We start from the raw sequence: 21,573 nt of genomic DNA, 5'->3' as shown, positions 1-21,573 counted from the left end.
GGACATGCACGAGCTGACCGCACCAAGGATGCCACGGATATAAAAGCTCGCGAACCTCCGTCCCGTGGGTGTTCTGCCGTCGTGTTGTATAACGAAATCCATCCCCATTCCGCGCTCAAGATGGCTTCCCCTCGGCAGTTCATCAGGGCTAAATCAATCTAGCCGACCTGTCCGGTGAAACGGGGAGCACTCCAGTTCGGCATCGTAACGCGACAGGGCATTGCCGGCGTCGGAATGCTGATCGCGTTGGTCGACGACGATGATCACGATCTAATCCCGCCGCTTGCGCGGTCCGCGCTTCTTCCGCTGATCGGGCAGTTGCGGGAGGTGCACGAGAAGGTCAGCGAGCTGGATCGCCAAATTCATGCTTGGCATCGCTCGAACGAACTGAGCCGCCGCCTTGAGACGATCCCTGGAATTGGCCCGATCACTGCCAGCGCAATTGCCGCGACGGTGACCGACGCGTCGCTCTTCAAATCCGGCCGACAATTGGCGGCATGGATAGGCCTGGTGCCGCGGCAGAACTCATCGGGTGGCAAGGACCGCCTCGGAAGGATCAGCAAACAAGGCGATCCCTATCTCCGCCGGCTTCTCGTTGTGGGTGCGCACGCGGTGCTTCGTTTCAGCGGCAAAGCTAAAGTTGCACCGACGCGTTGGGGCGCCGAACTTCTGGTGAAGAAGCCGTACAACGTCGTCGCTGTTGCTTTGGCCAACAAGATAGCGCGGATCGTCTGGGCGCTGATGACGACGGGCAGGCGCTTTGAGGCGACCGCCGCCCGTTGAATGCTCACAGAGAATGCAGAAATTGGTGAGGTGCTGATGGCGTGATGGCGAACGGTCGAGCCGGGATCGGACAAACCCGATCAGTGGGTGCCGCTTGAAAGCGCGTTGACCTGTCTGGGATCCGATCAGCGGACTACATCAGGGCCAGCGGCATGAACGCGCCGCAATCAAAGGCCGTATACATGCCTGCACCCGACCAATCTGCCGGAAACACCAAACTGCCCCTTGCCACGCGGAGGCCGTCCATACATGCCACTGAGAATTGCCTCCAGATTGGATTAGAGTCCGGCCTATCAAAGGACGGACCCATGAAGAAGCAGAGATTTACGGAAGAGCAGATTATTGCGGTGCTGAAGGAGCAGGAGGCTGGTGCGAAGGCCGCGAAGGCGCTTGAGGATGAGAATGCCAAGCTGAAGAAGCTTCTGGACTGCAGAGCGAACACCGCCAAAGCGCTGCGCATGCTTCTGGATACGATCACCGCCCTGCAGTCTGCCAACGACCACGCGTTGGATTCTTGACCAAAGAGTCGGCTGGGACCGGCTGCTTCGAATGAAGCCTGAGCTCGAGTCGATGGTCGGCGACAACGAGGCATCGCAGTTCATCGTAGCAGCCGAGCAATATGCGACCGTCCACAAATACGTCGAACACGTGCAGCAGTTTCCGCTCAGCTCAAGGACTTGGAGCGCCGGCTCGGCTTTGATCTGGTACGTCGACACAACGGCCGTATCGCGCTGACCGGCGCTGGCGCGATTTACAATCAGGAGCCTGCGGGCGTAGTGGAAAAAGCGCGCGCGTGAGAGCAGCGTGCGCTCGAAGCTGGCAAGGAAGGAATTCGGATAATCCAAGACGTCTTAGCCCTTGGCTTCCAACGCGGGCTTTTCAAAAGAAGACGCGATCAGCTCGTCCAGAAATTCGAGGTCTGCCGCCAATCGCCGCTCACTGTGCTTGAGAGCCCAGACCTGCATCCCGCTGACGCATTGCATAGCGTCGCTGGCTATCTTCCGGCGCTGCTCAAGCAATTGCGCGGTCGCCTGGCTGTCGATCTTATCAACCGCCGTCGTGTCGATCTGAGGCCATTACTGACCGAGACATTTCCGCTGGAAGATGCCGTCCTTGCTTTTGAGGCGGCGGGGGACTGGAGCCGGTCGATGAAGCTTCAACTCGCCTTCTGACAGGGTGGTGAGCGGGAACTATACCGAAGCAGAGGTCGAAGCGGCGATCGCGTGCTTCGTCCATCGCTCACGCGATCAATCGTGACGAATATGCGGGCAAGAAGTCGACCGAGCGAATGGAGAAGGTGGCAACGATCAGCGCCCCACCTGCTCTGCCCGCCTTTTTTGATAGCCCTTGCTGCCGTCGAGGAGCGTGCGCGTATAGGGATGCTCGACGCCCCCGCTGAGCAAGGCCTCTCTCGTGGCGATCTCCACGAAGGTGCCGCCCTGCATGACGGCGACACGATTGCAGAGGTGGGCGATGACCGACATATCGTGGCTGACGAGAATATAGGTCAGCTTTTCCCGTTCACGCAAATCCTTGAGAAGATTGAGAACTTCGGCCTGAACGGAAACGTCGAGTGCGGATGTCGGTTCATCGAGCAGAAGCACTTGCGGCTTCAGGATTAGCGCACGCGCGATTGCGACACGCTGGCGCTGACCGCCTGAAAGCTGATGCGGAAAGCGATGGTAGAATGAGGCGGGCAGGCCGACGTCACGCAGGGCGTGTTCCACGCGCTCCCGGCGCTGGTCAATGGCGTGGATCTCCAGGGGTTCGAGCAGTGTGCGACCGATTGTATGGCGAGGATGAAGCGAGCCGAAAGGATCTTGGAACACCATCTGCTGCTTGGCAAGCTGCGATTTCGAGCGCCTGGCTGCGATCGCCTCGCCATCGATCGAAAGAGAGCCATCCCATGTCTTGATCCTGCCCGCGAGCGCACCAAGAACAGTGGATTTGCCGCAGCCGCTTTCGCCGACAAGGCCGAAGGTCTCGCCCGGAGCGACGTCGAAAGAGACATCCTTGACCACCTGATTGGCGGAATTTCCGCTGCCGAAGGAAACAGCGAGATTTTTGACTGAAATCATCGTGCTCATGCCTCTGCCCAGCTTGGGTCACGTCTCAGAACCTCAAGGCGATCCCGAGGATGGTCGAGGCTCGGCAACGCCTGAAGGAGACCGCGCGTATAGGGATGCGTGGCTTCCCCGAGTTTTGCGGCTTCGAGCTCTTCGACGATGCGTCCGGCATACATGATGATGACCCGATCGCAGAAACTTTTGACCAGGTTGAGGTCGTGCGAAATGAAGACCATGCCGATGTTGCGCTCGGTGATCAGATCGTCGAGGATCGATAGCACCTGCTGGCGCACGGTCACGTCGAGCGCCGAAGTTGGCTCGTCGGCGATGATCAGCGAGGGCGATGAAATCAGCATCATCGATATCATGATGCGCTGTCCCATCCCTCCAGAGACTTCATGCGGATAAAGGTCGAAAACGCGCTGCGGATCGCGAATGTTGACTCTCTCCAGCATGGCGAGCGTGCGCTCACGTGCCTGACGGCGACCGGCCCGCTCATGCAGGATCGCCGTTTCGGCGATCTGTTCGCCGACCGTCATCACGGGGTTCAGCGAATATTTCGGGTCCTGCAGGATCATCGAAATGCGCCGCCCGCGGATGGTGCGCATATCGGCCTCGCTGGTCCGCAAAAGATCGACATCCTCGAAGCGCATTTCGTCGGCGACGACCTTCGCGGTCGTCGGTTGCAGCCGCATGATGGCGCGTCCGGTCGTACTCTTTCCTGAGCCGGATTCGCCGATAATGCCGACTTTCTCGCGCCCGACGGCGAAGGAGACATTCTTCACGGCCGTGACGACGCCCGAAAGGCTCGGGAACTGGACCGACATGTTCTTGACCGAAAGGATTGGCTGGGATTGATCAGGCATTTCGGGGATCCATGATGTCGCGCAGGCCGTCGCCCAGGAGATTGAAGGCAAGGCTGACCACGAGAATTGCGATACCGGGTACCGTCGTCAGCCACCAGGCGTCGAGCAGATATTGCCGGCCGGAAGCTGCCATCGCGCCCCATTCGGGCATTGGCGGTTGAGCGCCGAGGCCGAGGAAGCCGAGGCCGGCGGCCGTGAGGATGACGCTCGACATGTTGAGGGTCAGGCGAATGATGATCGAAGGGGCACAGAGCGGCACGATGTGATGGAGCAGGATGCGGCTCATACCGGCGCCTTGCAGCTCGGCGGCGACGACAAAGTCGGCGGCGCGAAATGTCAGCGTCTCGGCGCGGGCGAGTCGGGCGATGGGCGGCCAGACGGTCAGCGCAATGGCGATGACGGCATTTTCGATGCCCGGCCCCAGGGCTGCAGAAAAGGCCAATGCCAGAACAAGGCTCGGGAAGGACAGGAAGATATCGGTGATCCGCATCAGCACGACATCGATCCAGCCGCCGAGATAGCCGGCAGTCGCACCGATTACAAAGCCGATCGGCGCAACGATGATGGTCACCAGAATGCTGATATAGAGCGTTGTGCGTGCGCCATAGACGAGACGCGAATAGACGTCGCGGCCGAACTCGTCGGTTCCGAACCAGTTGGTCCCCGACGGCGGTCTCAGCGCCGTCGTCAGATCCTGGGCAATAGGGTCGTGATTGGCAAGGAGCGGCGCGAAGGCAGCGACGAGCACCAGCGCGAGCACGACCAGAAAGCCGGCAAAAGCCAGCGGATTGGCAAGCAGGTTCAGCCACAGGACATAGGCCTTGTGGAAACGCGCCTGCCGGGTCGAGGAAAATTCCTCGTTGATCAGCCAATTGTGGAGATCGTTGAAATAGCGTGTCGCCATGATGTCACCGGGTACGCGGATCGAGGAAGCGGTAGGCAATATCGGACAGCAGATTAATGACGATCGAGATGATGCCGATCAGAAGGACGCTGCCGAGGATCGCATTCATGTCCGCGAAGAAGAGGGCTGAGGTCAGATATTGCCCGAGGCCGGGCCAGGCAAACACGGTCTCGATGAGGACCGTGCCATCCAGCAGGCCACAATAGGCGAGGGCAACGATGGTCAAAAGCTGCACCCGGATGTTGCGGAAGGCATGACGCCAGACGATGGCGCGCTGATCGAGACCCTTTGCCTTCGCCGTCAGCACATATTCTTGCCGAAGCTGTTCCAGCATGAAGCTGCGGCTCATGCGGCTGAGATAGGCCATGGCCGCGTAACCGAGGATCAGGGCAGGGGCTGTGATATGCAGCAAGGCATCCCGGAAAACCTCCCATTCGCCGGCAATGATCGCATCGACAAGGATGGAGTTGGTCGGCCCTTCGACCAGTCCTTCATTATAGACGTCTAGTCGGCCGGCGCCGGGGATGAGCTCGAACTTGGCGTAAAACACCAGGATGACGATGGTGCCGAGCCAGAAAATCGGCGTTGAATGCCCAAGCAGCCCGACGACACGCGCGAGATGATCGACCCATGTTCCCTTGCGAACGGCAGAGATGATGCCGAGCGGAATGCCGAGGCCAGCACCAACGATCGTTGCCAGTGTGGCAAGCTCCAGTGTCGCCGGGAAAACCCGGGCAAGGTCACTTGCCACGGCGTTCTTGGTCACATGGGACTGGCCGAAATTCAGGTGAGCGACATTGCCGAGATAGGTTGCGAACTGGACATAGAGCGGCTCGTCCAGCCCCATCTCCTTGTGGACGCGCTCGTAGGTCGCCTGGTCGGCCTGGTCGCCGATGACAGCAATGACCGGATCGGCCGGGACCATGCGGCCGACGACGAAGGTGATGATCAGCAGGCCGAGCAACGTCGTCAGGATGACGCTGAAGGATGTTGCCACCTTCTTCACCGCATCGAGCACGGCTACTCCGCCGCCCGATGCGGCCCCGGATGTTTGTGAGATGCTCACGTCATTCTCCCTTGGAGGAGGTCATTCGCCCTTGGAAACCGTGTCCCAGCGCGTCAGCCATGTTGAATGGCCGATATAGCCCTTTACTTCCTTGCGAACCGCCTTTGCGTCGGTGCGCAGGAAGGAGGTGATCAGCGGCGAGGAGGATTCCAGATAGGCTTTGTTGATCTTCGCGTAGAGATCGGCTCGCGTCTGCTGGTCGGTCTCGTGAGCCGCCGCAGTCACCATATCCTGAATGTCCTTTGGCACATCCCAGGCGGTGCGCCAGGCATTGAGGCCGGTCAACTTCGCATCGTCGGAATTGTTGGCGTTGGTCGCATAGGACTGGAGGATCGCGTGAGGATCCGGCAGGCGTTCGCCCGAGCGCGCCGAAAAGATCTCGAATTCGCGCGTGCGGAACTTGCCGATATGGTCGCCGCCCTGAAGATCGAGCTTGATGCCGGCCTTGGCGGCGTTGGCCTGCAGCGACTGTGCAACTTCATATTCCGGGGTGACCGGCGTTGCGTAATAGACCTTCGAGAAGCCATTCGGATAGCCGGCTTCGGTCAGCAGCTGTTTGGCCTTTTCAATGTCGAGCTTATAGGGGTTGACCTCGCTTGCACCCGGCAGGCCGGCCGGAATGATGGTCTGCTGCTTGATGCCGTAATATTTCATGACGGTGTTGGTGAGGCCGTCATAGTCGATCAGGTATCGGAAGGCTTCACGAACCTTGGGATTGGACAGAATCTCGTCCTTCTGGTTCAGGGCGAGATAATAGAAGCCGAAACCCGGCGTCTTCTGGATATCGGCCTTACCGCCCGCTTCGATCGCCGCAAGGTCGGTGGAGGAAAGACGCGTCGCGACATCGACGTCGCCAGCCTCGAGCTGCAGGCGCTGACCGGAGGATTCCGGCATGTGGCGCAGAACGACGCGGCGCATCTTCGGGGTGCCTCGCCAGTAATTCTTGTTGGCATCGGCAATCAGCAGGTCGTTGACGCGCCAGGTGCGCAACGCATAGGGGCCGGAGCCGGCATCGTTGGTCTGTAGGAATTCGCGGCCCATGTCACCGCCCTTGTCATGTTCGGCAAGGAGCTTGCTGTCCAAGATCGAAGTCGAGAAGCTCGCCAGCGAATAGAGGATGAGGTTCGGGTTCCAGATTTCGGGCGTCTGCAGCACTATGGTTGTGTCGTCGCCTGCCTTGATTAGCTCATCGACATTCTTGTCAGTAAAGCCCCACTGGCGAAGGTCGACGGAGGGTGCCAGGCCGAGCTTGACGAGGCGACGCAGCGACCACTCGACATCCGTTGCGGTCAGCGCATTGCCGGAGTGGAACTTGATGCCAGAGCGGATCTTGAAGGTGAAAGTCTTGCCGTCGGGCGAAACGGTCCAGCTTTCCGCGACGCCCGGCACTGGCTTGGTGATGCCGTCGGCCGGCAAAACGATCAAGCGCTCATACAGGTTTGCGACGATCTCGGCCGCTTCCAATTGATTGATTTCATTCGGATCCAAACCGCGCATCGACGACATGTTCGTCGCGATAATCAACTGATCCTTCGGGGTGGCAGCATGTGCGGCAAGCGGCGTCATCAGGCTTACAGCAACCAGTGCCGAAGAGATCAGGAGCCCGCGTCTACGGATAGTCATTTCCATTCCTCCCTAAGCGTATCTGCGATCGTGCCGGATCAATTTTTCATATCGACATCGATCTGAAATCTGGTATATCAGATCTCATAAAACAGTTTTGCCGTCAACGGGGGAATTTTCGACCGATGCAAAATAAGAAGGAGAGCGGCGCAGACGACCGCATCGAAAGGATCGATCCCCGGTTTCTTACGACCCTTCGTGATCACGTTCACAAGACGCTGAGAGCGGCTATCCTGTCAGGTCGTTTTCGCGCCGACGAACGCGTCAACGAGCGCCAGCTAGCCGAACAACTTGGTGTCAGCACCACTCCGATTAAAGAGGCGCTCCGGCAACTCGAGACCGAAGGGCTTGTCGAGACCTTGCCGCGCCGTGGCGTGCTCATTCGCTTCAATGCCGGATGGGCTGAGGAAATGATTCTCGCACGCGCTGCGCTGGAATCGATGATTGCCCATCTTGCCGCCAAGCGGATCACTGGGGATGAGGCATCAAAGCTTGGTGAAACGCTTGCATTGATGAATGCCGCCACGGAAAACGGCGGTGCGGACGACCTCATTGCGCTGAATGAGACCTTTCACGAGCGGATCCATGTCGCGTCGCGCTGTCAGTATCTTTCGCGGATGATCGAGCGCCAGCAATTCTACGACGCGAGCATTCGCCGCGTCATTCATTCCGACGACAAGGAGCGCAGCAAGGCTCTCGCCGAGCACACTGCCATCGCCGCCGCCATCGTCTCAAACGACAGCGACAGGGCCGAGCGGGTGATGCGCGATCACGTCGTCCGCTCCGGCGAAACCTACCTCAACATCGTATTCAGAAAGAAAGAGGATATCTGACGTGACCGTGGGAATGGACAAGATTCGTAAGGCCCTGACAGGCATCTCCGGGGTTCCGGTGACGCCCTACAAGGCGGATGGCAGCATCGATCTCGCCAAGCTCTCCGCATTGATCGCGCACCTTGCCAGCGCCCGTGTTCACAATCTGATGGCTGCCGGCAATACGGGCGAATTCTTCACCCTGACGATGGACGAGGTAAAAGCGGTCCATGCCGCCACAATCAAGGCTGCGGATGGTAAGGCTCTTGTCAGCGCGGCCGTCGGACGTTCGCTGGCGGAAGCCAAGGCGCTCGCGCGCCACGCGATTGCCGAGGGCACCGACGCGATTATGGGACACCACCCGATGGACCCCTTTGCGGGGCCGAGCTACCAGGCGAAATATTTCCTCGAACTTGCCGAAGCGTCCACTGTCCCCGTTATCGCCTATGTCCGCAACGACACGTTTTCGGTCGCCGATTTCCGCAAACTTGCGCTGCATCCAAATATCGCCGGCATCAAGTTTGCTTCCGGAAACCTGATGCTGCTTGCCGAGGTCATCCGCTCCACTAAGGATGCGCCGGCAATCTGGGTCTGCGGTCTCGCCGAAGGCTGGGCGCCGGCTTTTTACGCCATGGGAGCTCGGGGCTTTACCTCTGGCCTCGTAAATGTCTTTCCCGAGCGCTCGCATGCCGTTCACCAGGCGCTGGAAGCCGGCGACTACACTGCAGCGCGCGCGCTGATCGATGATATCGCCGGCTTCGAGGCGCTTCGCACCAAATATCTCAACGGCGCCAATGTCACTGTCGTCAAGGAGGCGCTTGGGATACTCGGAACCGATGTGGGTCCGGTGCGTCTGCCCGGCGTCGAAAGCCTGACGGAGGCGGAGCGCTCCGAACTACGCGCCATCGTCGACAATGTCAGCGCCAAGACGCGCGCCGCCTGAGGAAGAATGTCATGCATATCACCGGCTTTAAAACCTACATGCAACGTGTCGACGACCGTCCGCGCCTGCTTTTGAAAATCGAGACGAGTGAGGGCATCTCTGGTTGGGGCGAATGCTACAATCATGGACCCGATTGGGCGCTGCCGCCGCTTTTCGACTATCTCTTCCACCAAATCGCCGGCGAAGATCCGCGCCGCGTGGAATTCCTCGTGCTCAAGCTCAATCAGCAGTGCCGTTTCCCGCCTGGCGCGCTCGGGCTTGCAGCGATTTCCGCGATCGACCACGCTCTCTGGGATATTGCCGGCAAGGCTGCGGGCCTGCCGGTCTACATGCTCCTTGGCGGCAATGTTCGCGATCGCGTGCGCGTCTATTGCGGTGTCTACACTGCACCCGATCCGCAGGCTGCACAGGATGAGACTCTGAAGCTCAACGAACTATACGGCTACACGGCCTTCAAGCTTAGCCCCTATCGCCGCGACCTTCACGCGGGCCGTTGGGGTGAACTTGTGAAGGAAACCGGTGATTGGTTTGCCAGCATCCGCGAGATCACCCCCTCGCATTTCGAATTCGCTTTCGATGCGCATGCAAAGATCTTCGAGCCCTATCAGGCCGCCCAGCTTGCTGCTGCCATCGCACCCAATGATCCGTTCTTCTACGAGGAGCCGATTCGTCCGGAGCATATCCCGGCCTGGGCGGAGCTGAAGTCGAAGGTTACGGTTCCCCTGGCGACAGGGGAATCGCTCTATAACCGCTTCGAATTCCTGTCACTCCTGTCGGCCCGCGGCGCCGATATCATTCAGCCCGATATCTGCGTCGTCGGCGGGGTCTCGGAAATGCGCCGGATCGCGGCAATCGCAGAAGCGCATTGTGTAACGGTCGCGCCGCACAATCCGATGGGCCCGCTGGCGACGGCCGTCAACATCCATTTTTGCGCGGCGCAGCCGAACTTCAAGGTCCTTGAGTTCAAGCCGCACATTCACGCACCCTGGGCTGCCGATCCCTATACGCCAGTCGATGGCTATATGGAGTTGCGGCCAGACCGACCGGGCTGGGGTCTCGAAATCGATGAGAAGGCGCTGCAGACGGAGGACTACATTCACTGGGAGCGGAAAGTCACCAGCAAACCGGATGGATCGACAGCCTATCCCTGACTGTCCAAGGTTTATAAGCCCGGTCCTAAAGATGATGTCCACAGAGGGCTTCCCGATAGCTCGCACCTTCAGGCGATACTCGGATAATGAGGCATGCGACACAAGCAAATCCAGGTTAAGATTATCCTGAGCTTCAGCTATGCGATATGAATACCAGATCGCCGATTGGCTGCCGCCAAGCGTGAATATGTGAGTTCATGCCGAACCGTTGCAGGGGCAGCTTTCAGCCCTTCAGGCCGATGATCTTGGCACAAACCTACCCGGCAGATGAACCATTTCGGCTTCACGCTTGCCGGTTATCATTGCGACCACGATGTCAACTATCTCCTCTTTAGGCTGCTCATAGCTGGTCAAGCCACATGCGGCGGCACTGCCCAAGTGGCATGCCGCTATACGGCCGAGGCAAAATTGCGGCGATCCGTTAAAAGCCGAGGCAGACGAAGTCGTTCTCGGCTTCGCCTTTGCTACTTGTTGCGGCAAGCACGCCAGTCCGCGTAACGCTGCTCGTATTCATCCTTCGTACGCGGATAGAGACCGATGATCTGCTCGCCGCTCTTTACCTGTTCAAGAACAAACTCTTCGTAGCTCTCCATTTCGGAGCATTCGTCCGCGAGCTCGTCGGCGAGATGGGCCGGAATCACCATGACGCCGTCTCGATCACCTACGAGGACGTCCCCGGGAAACACCGCAACGTCGCCGCAGGAAATCGGGACATTGATGTCGAGCGCTTCGTGAAGCGTCAAATTCGTAGGCGCGGAGGGCTTGGCGTAGTAGGCTGGCATGTCCAAAGCCCCGATCCCTTCTGCATCACGGAAGCCGCCATCTGACACGACTCCCGCCGCTCCGCGCAGCGCAAGTCTCGTAATAAGAATGGAACCGGCCGTCGCCGCTCGAGCGTCCTTGCGCGCGTCCATAACAAGCACATGACCCGCCGGGCACGTTTCAATCGCTACCCGTTGCGGGTGATTGGCGTTGCGGAAAACGGTAATCGGATTGCGATCCTCGCGGGCAGGAATATATCGCAGCGTGAATGCCTGGCCCACCATGGTTTCGGCTTTCGGCGAGACTGGCACCACATCCTGGATGAACTGGTTCCGGAGCCCGCGTTTGTAGAGTGCGGTGGCGATGGACGCCGTCGAGATCTTCTTGAACTTCGCGCGAGTAGCGTCTGAGAGTACATAGTCGGTCATGGTCGCCTCAAAAGATGTCTGGTTCGCCCGCCGCGCGGCCGAAATCGGTTTGGAGGAAATCGAAATCGCAGCCCTTGTCGGCCTGCGTCACATGGCGAGAGAACATCCAGCCCCAGCCTCGCTGGAACCTTGGCTCGGGCGCTTGCCAGGCCGATCTACGGCGTGAAAGCTCCTCTTCGTCGACAAGCATGTCGAGGCTGCGGTTCGGCAGGTCAAGACGAACGATGTCCCCTGTCTTCAACAGCGCCAGCGGACCGCCGACGAAGCTCTCGGGCGAGACGTGGAGGACGCAAGCGCCGTAAGAGGTGCCGGACATGCGGGCGTCGGAGATACGAAGCATGTCGCGGTGACCCTGCTTGATCAGCGCTTTCGGAATCGGCAGCATGCCCCATTCCGGGAAGCCGGGGCCGCCCTGCGGGCCTGCATTGCGCAACACCAGCACATGGTCGGGCGTGACATCGAGATTTTCGTCGTCGATAGCCTTTTTCATCTCGGGATAGCTGTCGAATACCAGAGCGGGTCCCTGATGGATATGATACTTCGTGTTGCAAGCCGCCGGCTTGATGACGGCGCCGTCCGGGCAAAGATTGCCACGAAGAACGGCAAGCGAGCCTTCATGGTAGACGGGGTTGTTCAAAGGGCGGATGACGTCGTCGTTGAAGACTTGTGCGCCTTCCAGATTGTCGCCCATCGTCTTTCCGGTCACCGTGAGTGCCGAGAGGTCAAGACGGTCGTCCAACTGCTTCATCAAGGCGCGCAGACCTCCTGCATAGAAGAAGTCCTCCATCAGGTAGTCCTTGCCAGAAGGGCGTACGTTCGCGATAAGCGGCGTCACGCGCCCCAGTTCGTCGAGATGATCGAGTGTCAGGTCGACGCCCGCGCGCCGCGCCATGGCGATGAGGTGCACGACGGCATTTGTCGAGCAGCCGGTGGCCATCGCCACGATCGCGGCGTTCCGGCAAGACGCTTCCGTGACTATCTTGTCCGGCGTGAGATCTTCCCAGACCATTTCCACGATTCGGCGGCCACAAGAGGCGGACATACGCTGATGGTTCGCGTCGACGGCGGGGATGGAGGAAGCGCCGGGCAGGGTGAGACCCATCGCGTCGGCGATGGCTGTCATCGTGCTGGCCGTCCCCATCGTCATGCATGTTCCTGCGGAGCGGGCAATGCCACCCTGGATGCCGAGCCACTCGTCATCGGAAATGTTGCCGGCGCGACGTTCGTCCCAGTATTTCCAAGCGTCGGAACCGGAGCCCAGGATCCTGCCGGCATAATTGCCGCGCAGCATGGGCCCAGCGGGCAGGTAGATCATTGGGACGCCCGCGGAGAGTGCGCCCATGACCAAGCCGGGCGTGGTCTTGTCGCAGCCTCCCATCAGGACGACCCCGTCGAGGGGATGGGAGCGGATCATTTCCTCCGCCTCCATCGCCAGCATGTTCCGATAGAGCATCGAGGTCGGCTTGGTAAAGCTCTCGTCGACGGACAGAGAGGGCATTTCGACAGCGAAGCCACCAGCCTGCCCGACACCGCGCTTGACGTCTTGAACCCGTTCCTTGAAGTGGGAGTGGCAGGAGTTCAATTCTGACCATGTGTTTAGGACGCCGATGATCGGCTTGTCGCGGAAGTCTTCCTCCGCGTAACCAAGCTGCATAAGGCGGGAACGGTGGCCGAAGCTTCGCAAATCGTCCGGCGAGAACCATCGCGCGGATCGCAATTCATCAGGTGTCTTCTTCGTCATGTGCTCATTCCAAAGGTCGTGCTTGCTGAGCATGCGCCGCGAAACCACGCATGCGTTCGGAGGTGTCATGGCCCGCCGCCGGCGGGGCCGCGATTATTCCTTCATTCCCCACTTCTGGATCGTGTGGCGCTCGAGCGTCTGGAAGACGAGGTTTTCAACGATGAGACCAATCACGATGACAGTCAGCAGGCCGGCGAAAACCGCGGGAATGTCGAGGAGGTTGCGGTTCTCGAAGATAAACCAGCCGAGGCCCCCCTGTCCGGAAGAGACGCCGAACACCAGTTCGGCGGCGATCAGTGTTCGCCAGGCGAACGCCCAACCGATTTTCAGGCCGGTTAGAATAGAAGGGAAGGCAGCAGGGATTAGGATTCGGGTCACGTACGAGAAGCCGGTGAGCCCGTAATTCGCGCCCACCATACGCAGTGTGCGGGATACGCCGAGGAAACCAGAATGCGTATTCAGGGCCACGGCCCAGAGCACAGAGTGGATAAGTACGAATACCAGGCTCGACGCGCCGAGGCCGAACCAGATCAGAGCCAGCGGCAGCAGCGAGATAGCCGGAAGCGGGTTGAACATAGCCGTCATCGTCTCGAGAAAATCGGTGCCGATGCGGGTGTTGATTGCGAGAACAGTGAGAATGGCTGCGAGTACCGTACCTGCGCCATAGCCCATCAGCAGGATCTTCAACGTCGTCCAGATGCGCGACGGCAGCGTGCCGTCCGCGAACCGATCGACCAGCGTGTGAAAAGTGTCGGTCAGCGTCGGAAAGAGAAGGGGATTGTCGAGGTGAACGGCGTATGCCTGCCATAGTACCGCCAGCACGATGATGATCAGAGCCTTTCGCAACGCTCCGATTCCCCAGAAGACCTCGAAAGGCGAGAGCTTCTGTTCGACAGCAGCGATGTTGCCATGCGGGACGCCGACGCCAGCATTGCCCTCGGCGAGTACGATGTGCGGCTTGGTCATGTCTTTATTCCCGGTGTCCTGGCTCTGAAAAGAGCAGATTGTGGATTTCCTTCTCCAGCGCGGCGGCGCTGCCATCTTCGGTGGATGCTGCATCGGCGTTGATGACCTCGGCCTTGACGCGCCCCGGGTGCGGGGAGAGGAGAAGAATGCGGTTGGAAATCTTAATCGCCTCAGCGATCGAGTGAGTGACGAAGATCACCGTGAACTTGGTGTCCTCCCAAAGCTGGAGAAGTTCGTCCTGCATCTGACGGCGAGTGAGGGCGTCGAGCGCCGCAAACGGTTCGTCCATCAGCAGGATGTCCGGCTGCATCGCCATGCCGCGGGCGATCGCCACGCGCTGTTTCATGCCGCCGGAGAGGGTGTGCGGGAAGCTGTCGAGCGCGCGGGTGAGCTTGACCTTCTCGATATACGACCTGGCGATCTCTTCCGCTTCTTTCTGCGAAAGCTTCCGCGCCGCAAGCAGGGGGAACATCACGTTCTGGAGAACCGTCTTCCACGGCATCAACTGGTCAAACTCCTGGAAGACCATCATCCGGTCCGGGCCAGGCTTGCTTACCTGCCTACCATTGATCGTAATCGTTCCCGCCGCTGGCTTCATGTAGCCGCCTACGGCCTTGAGAAGCGTGGACTTGCCGCATCCCGACGGTCCGAGCAGGACGAAACGGTCGGACTGACAGACATCGAAGCTGACGGCTTCCGTTGCCGTTACCAGAAGGCTCGGCGTCTTGTATCTTAAGGTGACCTTGTCAACGCTGAGAAGCGGCTGCCGCGCTGCTGTTTCGACGAGGCTTGGCCCGGCCGTGACGGTCGCTTGTAGCATGGGAAAATCCTTATGTCCTTGCGCGGGGCATCAGCGCGACAAGCGCGCCAATGCGTCCCAGCGCCTTAGTTGCCGTTCAGATCAGCCGACTCCGGAAGATAGTAATCCGTCCAGGCGGCGGGCATCGTCTTAAGCGTTCCGATCTTGTGCAGATGGGTTGCGAACTTCATGGTGCCTTGCGGGTCGATGCGATAGTCGTCGATGAAGCCGGGCTCATTGAGGATCGACATCAGATCATCGATCGAGGTTTTGTCCCCCGATACCTTCTTATAGGATTCGAGCGCAGCCTTTGGATCTGCCTTGATGGATTCGATGGCCTTCTTGGTCGCTTCACGGACTGCCTTTACGAGTGTCGGGTTCTTTTCAGCGAACTGTGTCGTCGTGAAGAACGTAGCCTGTGTAAGGCCGCCGCCAAGGATCTCCCGGGAGTCGGTTACGCGGTGAACGCCCTTTTGCTTTAATTCGATGTATTGGAAGGGCGGCGCGGAGAAGTGGTTCTTCACTTCGTGGTTGGGGTTTGCAATCGCAGCGAGCGCGTCGGGATGGCCAAGCTGCACCGTGTTGGTGTCGAATTTCTTGACTTGATTGTCGCCGTATTTTGCGGCCGCGGCGATCTGCAGCAGGATGGCCTGCGTCGAGACTCCGACCGTCGGGACCGCGATCTTGTCTTGGGGGGTGATGTCGTCGAGCGATTTGATGCGAGGATCGTTCGAAACCATGATGACGGGTTGGGCGGAGCTTGTGATAATTCCCTTCACTTTTCCTTTGGTGCGATCCCAAAGAAGCAGCAGATTGCCAGTCCCGGTGTTGACGATGTCGACATTGCCAGCGAGCAGCGCATCGGTCTGGGCGCCGCCACCGCTGAACGTGCGCCATTCGACGGTAACGCCCTTGACGCCGAGAGCATCGGCCTCCTTCTCGATGAGCTCCTGTGTCTCCATGACGTGGCTCGCGAGATAAAGAATTCCAGGCTGCCTGGTGATCGAAATCGAAGTCTTTTCCTGCGCGGCAGCAGGAAGCGCCATCCCTACAACGGCAGCAATCGCGGCAAGACCGCGAGCGAGCTTGAACATGACTGTCCTCCCAACTTGATGAGTTCGAATCCGCGCCTCCTTGCGCGGTCGATGGCTATTAGTACACTAAAACATCAGTGCATCAACAAAAAATATGCGCTATGTAATATGCAGATTGAATCGGAGACGGGTGTATGGCGACGAAAACGGGATTCCTCTTGCTCGACCGATCGAGGCAAGTTGCGGTGCAAGTGCATGAAATTCTTAAGGAGAGGATTCTTACCGTCGCGCTCGAACCGGGAACCGTCCTCTCCCGCGCGTCTCTAATGGAAGAATTTGGGGTGAGCCAGACGCCAGTGCGAGACGCTCTCCTTCGACTACAGGAGGATGGTCTTGTCGACATCTTTCCCCAGTACGCAACGCGTGTTTCCCGCATCGACGTCGACCACGCCCGACAGGCTCAGTTTCTTCGGCTTTCCGTCGAAGTCGAGGCCGTTCGGCGGTTGTCGAGGAGTTCTCCTAAGGAAACCGCTGATGCGATGGATCACGTGCTGCGGCAGCAGCAGGCGGTCGCCGATCCCTCGACCTACGACAAGTTCGACGCTCTGGATCGAGAATTTCATCGGGTGCTCTACGAGCGGAGCGGAAACACTCTTCTATGGAGGGTCATCCGGCAGCAGAGTGTCCATCTCGACCGGCTGCGCCGCCTGAATCTTCCAATGGAAGGTAAGATCCAATCACTTCTGCAGGAACATCGCGCGATCGTCGATGCGATCCGAGAAGGAGACGAGGAGGCCGCTGTGTTGGCTCTTCGTAGCCATTTGTCGGGAACGCTTTCGATCATCGACACAATCCGCGCCAAGTTTCCAACGTATATGTATGACTTAGCAAATGCGGAGATACCTGTAAGCGTCCGGACTGCCTAGATACGGCTTTACCATATAAAGAAAAGGTTGAGACAATCCCTCAGAAAGACAAGTCGAGCAGGTAAGTTCCATAAATTTGATTTACGCCACACACTGAAAATAGCGGGGACAACCGTTCCATTCCCACCAAGGCGATCGTTTAGAGGCAACTCGATCATGGTCAGCAGTGCGAGTGCTCAGTGAGCGATCCTACAGACACGTCAAGCCGATGACCTCGGCACGAGCCGCCCCTGCACGACAACCATTTCGGCGTCGCGCTTGCCCGTTATCATTGCGACCACGATGTCAACCATCTCCCCGGTGGGTTGCTGATAGCTGGTCAGACCATAGGCCGGAACGCCGCCGAGCTCGATATTGTCAAAGCCGACAACAGCGAAATCTTCTGGAACCCGAAGTCCGAATTCACTTCTGGCAACATCCATCGCTCCAAGTGCCAAAATGTCGTTCTCACACATCAATACGTCGATACGCGAGCCCTGCGAGTTTTCACTTAAATAACTCCGCGTTGCCTCTGCGCCTGCCTGGACGCTATATCTTGCCGCGCTCAGTTCCACGATGTTTTCGATGCCCTTCTGTCGCCAGAAACTGGCAAAGTGACGACGCCTGCCTAGTGCTGTCGAAAGAGTCCTCGCTCCCGTCATGAATCCTGGGCGGCGGTACCCTTTATCGAATAAATAGTCGACGATTTCGCGCAGAGCGAGTTCAGTGTCGCTGGCTATTGCAGGGACGCCGGGGATTTGGCTGTCTCTGGCAAGGACAAACGTCGGAGAGAGGCCCGGACCTAGCCGCCGATCACTCAATGTTTCCTCGCGAAATGTTCGGCATTAGTGCCAGCGCGTTTCTATTCGGCGACACATTGGGGCTGATGTTCGCAGGCGTAGGTCTCGTTCTCGCCGGGCTTGGGCTGGCGGCGGCTGGAAAGCGAACTAGCTCGTAGCCGGTTTGAGGTTCGACCTCTTTGAACTCCCCCGCTCGGTTACTCCCCGAGCGATTTGGCCCGCCTTTGGCGGGTCTTTTTTGCAGTGCAGCTCGGACCTCTTTTGGTCAGTAGAAACGCGTCCGACGAACGCTGACCCAAGGTGCGCTCTAATCGGGCCTCGACGTGGCCGATATGTGCAGCTGAAGATTGCGGAGGCGCTGCAAAGCAGGGCGATCGAGCGTGAGGTGACCATAAGTCACAACGGATCATATTCATGCTTATGCTCACCTCCGCATAACCACGAGTTCTCCCCCGTAGGTGGCTCACTCAGCCGCCGATGCCCTCCGGGCTGCCGCGCGGTTCTAGATCTTGGTAAAGGAAAAGGCATTGATAGGCAGGCTTGTCTGCCCATCAATGGCAAGATCGGCCAGGATTTCGCCGACGACGCTTGTGAACTTGAAGCCATGGCCGGAGCAGGGCGAAGCGACAACAATGTTCTTTTCGCCTGGTACATGGTCGAGAAGAAAGTCCTCGCTCGGCAGCATCGTATAGCGGCAGGTCGTTTCCTTCATGCGAAGACCGGCCGCAGCCGGAACACGCTTCCTGATGAACCTATCAAGCAAGTCCCGGTCGGCATCGTTGACGGGTGGGTTTGGCTTGTTAGGATCGATCGGCTCGCGGAAGTGTGCGTGTTTGCCGATCTTCACGCCATCGATGCCGATGGCTGGGAAGCCGAAATAAGAGCCCTCCGCACCCTCGTCCCGCAAAAAGCAAGGCATGCGCTGCGGCTGCGTCGCAAAATCATCCTGCGGCTGATACCAGGCAACCACCTGACGGATTGGCACCGCCGCCTGCTTCAGTTGGGGTATCAGTTCGGCAATCCACGATCCGGTCGCCACAATGATTTTCCCGGCCCGATACCGCCCGGTTTCAGAGATGATCGTCACGCCGGCATCATCGGGCTCGATTGCGGTCACCTTCTCGCCGAAATGGAGGACTGCGCCGCCTCCGACAGCGAGCCTCAGGTAGCCCAGCACAGCCGCCTCGGGACGAAGATAGCCGCCCTGTGGGTCAAACAGCGCCATCTCATGATCGTCGAGCTGGAAGGCCGGAAAGCGGCATGACATCTCTTCCTTATCCAGCGCTTCGCAGGCTAGTCCGTGGAGTTCCGAGGAAGCGCGCGTACCGGCAACGATCTTGCTGTCCGGTGCGCCGATCTGTAACACGCCTGTTATCGTCAGGATTTCGGTGCGCAGGCGTTCCTCCAATGACCTCCAGTTCTGATAGGCGCGCTTGAGCAGCGGCACATAGCACGGGTCTTCGAAATAGCCGAGACGGATGAGGCGGCTGTCACCATGCGAAGAGCCTAACGCATGGGCCGGGAAATATGCATCGAACCCAATCGCCTTTACACCGCGTTCTGCGAGAAAGGCGAGGGCGGCACTGCCCATGGCACCTAGGCCGATAACGGCGACGTCGAAGCTGGCGTTCACGAAGTCTCCTCAGGGAATTGCCGGCGCAGTTGCCTCGCGGACAAGCCCGCGCAGGGCCTCGATGTCACGCGAAAGAGGCCGATTATCAGCATAGGCTGGTACAATGGCGCGCACCGCTTTATAGACCGCATCCGTCCCCGCTGCTCTCGACGCAGTGCCGGCAAGGAATTCGTGTGCCTGTGCAGCCGCCATCAATTCGATCGCCAGTATGTACTCTGCATTGTCGATCAGCGCGAGAAGCTTGTTGGCGGCGGCCGTCGGATGCGCCAAAAAATCCTCCTGAAGGCCAGATGTTATGCCGCCATCAGTGGAGGCCGGTGCTGCAAGCCGCCGGTTCTCGTTGACAAGGGCTGCTGCCGTATACTGCGCGATCATGAGGCCGGAATTGCTGCCGGCGTCGCTTGCAAGGAACGGCGGCAGGCCGCTCACTAGCGGATTGACGAGGCGGTCCATGCGCCGCTCGCTGATGGCGGAAATCTGTGCGAGCGCGCTAGCAAGGCCATCGGCGGCCTGTGCCAGTGCAGGGGCTACGGCATGTGCCTCGGAGGACACGATCGGCTTTTCAGGCGTGCCCGATACGGCGGGATTGTCGGTGACTGAGGCAAGTTCCTGATCGACGACCAGAGCCGAGCCATCGAAAACATCGCGCGCGGCGCCATGGGCATGCGGGATTGAGCGCAGGCTCAGCGCATCCTGTGTCCGTTTGCCGAGCGCAGCTGATATCAGCCCGCTACCGGCGAGCCGAGCGCGCAGGGACGCGCCGACATCGGCGATGCCCTTTGAGGGGCGCAGCGCCAGAACCGCCGCGTCGAAGGCCGCCACCTGGCAACCGGCAGCTTCTAGCGTGAGCGCCGCGATCGCATCGGCCCAATCGAGCAGGCGTTCGGCGCGGGAAAGCGCAATGCTTGCAAGTCCGGTCGCGCAGGCCGTGCCGTTGACGAGGCTCAAGCCCTCCTTGGCGCCAAGCACCAGCGGTTCGAGGCCGATCGCGGCAAGCGCATCCCGGCCGCTCATATGGCTGCCGTTGACGCTGGCGCTACCTTCGCCGATCAGCACCAGCGCGTTGTGGGCGTTATGGGTGAGGTAGCCCGCCGAACCCTTGGAGGGAACATCGGGAATGCAGTTCCTTTCGAGGAAAGCGAGAAGATGGCGGACGAGTTCGGGGCGCACGCCGGAGTGGCCATGGGCAAAATTGGCGATCTGCGCGGCGATGATTGCACGCACCTCGCGTGGCGCCAGCAATTCACCGACGCCAACGGCATGACTGAGGATGATGTTGCGCGACAGCCGGCTTTGAGAGGCTCTATCGACCACTGTATCTGACAGCGCACCGACGCCGGTATTGATGCCATAGGCCCTGACACCAGTCTCGACAATCCGTTCGACGATGCGGCTTGCATTGCTAATGCGGTTCCAAGCTGTCTGCGAAAGCGCAAGGGTTTCTCCCTCGGCCACGCGAGCGATGTCGCGCCAGCCGGCAACCCGATCGATGGTAATGGTCATTGGCCGCTTCCGAAATGACCGATGAACTGGCGGAAAGCCGGCGAGGCGCCGCCACCGAACATCTCGTCCGGCGTACCGCTGCTTTCGACCAGCCCTTCACGCATGAAGACGACGCGGTTGGACACGTTTCGGGCAAAGCTCATTTCGTGGGTGACGACGAGCATCGTCATGCCCTCTTCGGCAAGTCTGCGCATAACCCGCAGTACTTCGCCGACCAGTTCCGGATCGAGCGCTGAGGTCGGTTCGTCGAACAGCATCACCTTCGGCTTCATGGCGAGCGCGCGGGCAATTGCTGCGCGTTGCTGCTGGCCGCCGGAAAGATGCGCGGGATAGGCGTGGCGCTTGTCGGCAATGCCGACCTTTTCGAGCAGTGCTTCGGCTTCGGCAATGCATTCGGCCCGCGGCCGCTTCAAGACATGGACCGGTCCTTCGATGACGTTCTGCAGGATCGTCATATGGGACCATAGATTAAAGGACTGGAAGACCATGCCGAGTTCGGAGCGGATGTGATCGACCTGCTTCTGGCTGGCCGGCCTTGTCTTGCCATTCTTGTGGATCATCTCGATATGTTCGCCATCGACCCAGATTTCACCGTCGCTTGCGACCTCCAGCAGATTGATGCAGCGCAGGAAGGTGGATTTGCCGGAGCCGGAGGCGCCGAGCAGCGAGATCACGTCGCCATCCTCGGCATCGAGCGATATGCCGCGCAGCACCTCATGGGTGCCGAAGCTCTTTCTGATATTGCGGACCGAAAGTCGGGTTACGCCGGGCATGGAAGCTCCAATCAC

Annotated in this window: 20 protein-coding genes and 4 pseudogenes; 9 read left to right on the top strand and 15 right to left on the bottom strand. The window is 59.4% G+C overall.

The features are described from left to right. Positions 1-180: 180 nt before the first annotated feature. The 4 genes and pseudogenes from FHX15_RS15740 to FHX15_RS31780 all read left to right on the top strand — a co-directional run. Positions 181-783, top strand: a pseudogene (locus FHX15_RS15740) (IS110 family transposase); the annotation flags it as partial. Positions 784-1,091: 308 nt separating this feature from the next. Continuing rightward, a pseudogene (locus tag FHX15_RS15735) lies at positions 1,092-1,250 on the top strand (IS3 family transposase); the annotation flags it as partial. Positions 1,251-1,332: 82 nt separating this feature from the next. Beyond that, positions 1,333-1,518, top strand: a complete 186-nt coding sequence (locus FHX15_RS31010) for a hypothetical protein (protein ID WP_246778964.1) — start codon at positions 1,333-1,335, stop codon at positions 1,516-1,518. After that, positions 1,461-1,580, top strand: coding sequence for a hypothetical protein (locus FHX15_RS31780; RefSeq protein WP_184398606.1), 120 nt, complete (start codon positions 1,461-1,463; stop codon positions 1,578-1,580). The genes FHX15_RS31010 and FHX15_RS31780 overlap by 58 nt, the downstream gene beginning before the upstream one ends. 54 nt (positions 1,581-1,634) lie before the next feature. Here FHX15_RS31780 and FHX15_RS15720 read toward each other — a convergent pair whose 3' ends face one another. Continuing rightward, the gene (locus FHX15_RS15720) at positions 1,635-1,802 is read right to left on the bottom strand and encodes a hypothetical protein (RefSeq protein ID WP_184398604.1); all 168 of its coding nucleotides are present in this window, start codon (positions 1,800-1,802) and stop codon (positions 1,635-1,637) included. 12 nt (positions 1,803-1,814) lie between these two features. Between FHX15_RS15720 and FHX15_RS31005 the strand changes: the two are divergent. Continuing rightward, a pseudogene (locus FHX15_RS31005) lies at positions 1,815-1,955 on the top strand (L-idonate 5-dehydrogenase); the annotation flags it as partial. Positions 1,956-2,090: 135 nt separating this feature from the next. Here the strand turns inward: FHX15_RS31005 and FHX15_RS15715 are convergent. Genes FHX15_RS15715 through FHX15_RS15695 form a run of 5 tightly spaced genes read right to left on the bottom strand, consistent with a single transcriptional unit; the run spans position 2,091 to position 7,308 of the window. Further along, positions 2,091-2,861: an ABC transporter ATP-binding protein gene (locus FHX15_RS15715; protein WP_210290721.1), complete on the bottom strand. Its 771-nt coding sequence runs from the start codon at positions 2,859-2,861 to the stop codon at positions 2,091-2,093. A gap of 5 nt (positions 2,862-2,866) precedes the next feature. After that, positions 2,867-3,715, bottom strand: a complete 849-nt coding sequence (locus FHX15_RS15710) for an ABC transporter ATP-binding protein (RefSeq protein ID WP_184398600.1) — start codon at positions 3,713-3,715, stop codon at positions 2,867-2,869. After that, the gene (locus FHX15_RS15705) at positions 3,708-4,619 is read right to left on the bottom strand and encodes an ABC transporter permease (protein WP_184398598.1); all 912 of its coding nucleotides are present in this window, start codon (positions 4,617-4,619) and stop codon (positions 3,708-3,710) included. Before FHX15_RS15705 ends, FHX15_RS15710 begins: the two co-directional genes overlap by 8 nt. Positions 4,620-4,623: 4 nt before the next feature. Next, positions 4,624-5,685, bottom strand: coding sequence for an ABC transporter permease (locus tag FHX15_RS15700; RefSeq protein WP_184398596.1), 1,062 nt, complete (start codon positions 5,683-5,685; stop codon positions 4,624-4,626). A 21-nt stretch (positions 5,686-5,706) separates the two neighbouring features. Continuing rightward, on the bottom strand, positions 5,707-7,308 hold the full coding sequence (locus FHX15_RS15695; protein ID WP_184398594.1) for an ABC transporter substrate-binding protein: 1,602 nt from the start codon (positions 7,306-7,308) through the stop codon (positions 5,707-5,709). A gap of 125 nt (positions 7,309-7,433) precedes the next feature. Here FHX15_RS15695 and FHX15_RS15690 point away from each other — a divergent pair, with 125 nt between their 5' ends. From FHX15_RS15690 to FHX15_RS15680, 3 genes are read left to right on the top strand one after another with little or no spacing between them, the layout of a single operon-like run. Next, positions 7,434-8,141 (top strand): GntR family transcriptional regulator, encoded by a 708-nt coding sequence (locus FHX15_RS15690; RefSeq protein ID WP_184398592.1) that lies wholly within the window; start codon positions 7,434-7,436, stop codon positions 8,139-8,141. A gap of 13 nt (positions 8,142-8,154) precedes the next feature. Then, positions 8,155-9,063 (top strand): dihydrodipicolinate synthase family protein, encoded by a 909-nt coding sequence (locus FHX15_RS15685; RefSeq protein WP_184398654.1) that lies wholly within the window; start codon positions 8,155-8,157, stop codon positions 9,061-9,063. An 11-nt stretch (positions 9,064-9,074) separates the two neighbouring features. Next, on the top strand, positions 9,075-10,214 hold the full coding sequence (locus FHX15_RS15680; protein ID WP_184398589.1) for a mandelate racemase/muconate lactonizing enzyme family protein: 1,140 nt from the start codon (positions 9,075-9,077) through the stop codon (positions 10,212-10,214). Between the two features lie 464 nt (positions 10,215-10,678). On the opposite strand, the gene FHX15_RS15675 is transcribed toward FHX15_RS15680, so the two are convergent. The 5 genes from FHX15_RS15675 to FHX15_RS15655 form a co-directional block, all read right to left on the bottom strand. Continuing rightward, on the bottom strand, positions 10,679-11,404 hold the full coding sequence (locus FHX15_RS15675; protein ID WP_184398587.1) for a ribonuclease activity regulator RraA: 726 nt from the start codon (positions 11,402-11,404) through the stop codon (positions 10,679-10,681). 7 nt (positions 11,405-11,411) lie between these two features. Continuing rightward, positions 11,412-13,145 (bottom strand): L-arabinonate dehydratase, encoded by a 1,734-nt coding sequence (gene araD / locus FHX15_RS15670; RefSeq protein WP_184398585.1) that lies wholly within the window; start codon positions 13,143-13,145, stop codon positions 11,412-11,414. A gap of 93 nt (positions 13,146-13,238) precedes the next feature. Continuing rightward, positions 13,239-14,111, bottom strand: coding sequence for an ABC transporter permease (locus tag FHX15_RS15665; RefSeq protein WP_184398583.1), 873 nt, complete (start codon positions 14,109-14,111; stop codon positions 13,239-13,241). Positions 14,112-14,115: 4 nt separating this feature from the next. After that, positions 14,116-14,931, bottom strand: coding sequence for an ABC transporter ATP-binding protein (locus FHX15_RS15660; protein WP_184398580.1), 816 nt, complete (start codon positions 14,929-14,931; stop codon positions 14,116-14,118). Between the two features lie 65 nt (positions 14,932-14,996). Beyond that, a complete protein-coding gene (locus FHX15_RS15655) occupies positions 14,997-16,004 on the bottom strand; it encodes an ABC transporter substrate-binding protein (RefSeq protein WP_184398578.1) in 1,008 nt (335 codons plus the stop codon). A 134-nt stretch (positions 16,005-16,138) separates the two neighbouring features. Here FHX15_RS15655 and FHX15_RS15650 point away from each other — a divergent pair, with 134 nt between their 5' ends. Continuing rightward, entirely contained in the window at positions 16,139-16,870 is a 732-nt protein-coding gene (locus FHX15_RS15650) for a GntR family transcriptional regulator (RefSeq protein ID WP_184398576.1), read from the top strand. A 200-nt stretch (positions 16,871-17,070) separates the two neighbouring features. Here FHX15_RS15650 and FHX15_RS15645 read toward each other — a convergent pair. From FHX15_RS15645 to FHX15_RS15630, 4 genes and pseudogenes are all read right to left on the bottom strand, one after another. Further along, a pseudogene (locus tag FHX15_RS15645) lies at positions 17,071-17,685 on the bottom strand (substrate-binding domain-containing protein); the annotation flags it as partial. 466 nt (positions 17,686-18,151) lie between these two features. Beyond that, the gene (solA, locus tag FHX15_RS15640) at positions 18,152-19,282 is read right to left on the bottom strand and encodes an N-methyl-L-tryptophan oxidase (protein WP_184398574.1); all 1,131 of its coding nucleotides are present in this window, start codon (positions 19,280-19,282) and stop codon (positions 18,152-18,154) included. A 9-nt stretch (positions 19,283-19,291) separates the two neighbouring features. Continuing rightward, positions 19,292-20,785, bottom strand: a complete 1,494-nt coding sequence (gene hutH / locus FHX15_RS15635) for a histidine ammonia-lyase (protein ID WP_184398572.1) — start codon at positions 20,783-20,785, stop codon at positions 19,292-19,294. Next, positions 20,782-21,558 carry an ABC transporter ATP-binding protein gene (locus FHX15_RS15630; protein ID WP_184398569.1) on the bottom strand — a complete coding sequence of 259 codons (777 nt, stop codon included), beginning with the start codon at positions 21,556-21,558 and terminating at the stop codon, positions 20,782-20,784. Before FHX15_RS15630 ends, hutH begins: the two co-directional genes overlap by 4 nt. Positions 21,559-21,573 lie beyond the last annotated feature (15 nt).

It is taken from the genome of Rhizobium sp. BK650, from assembly GCF_014195325.1.
Lineage (GTDB): Bacteria > Pseudomonadota > Alphaproteobacteria > Rhizobiales > Rhizobiaceae > Rhizobium.
Note: the sequence above shows the minus strand (reverse complement) of the source record. Positions and strands in the feature narration are given on the sequence as shown.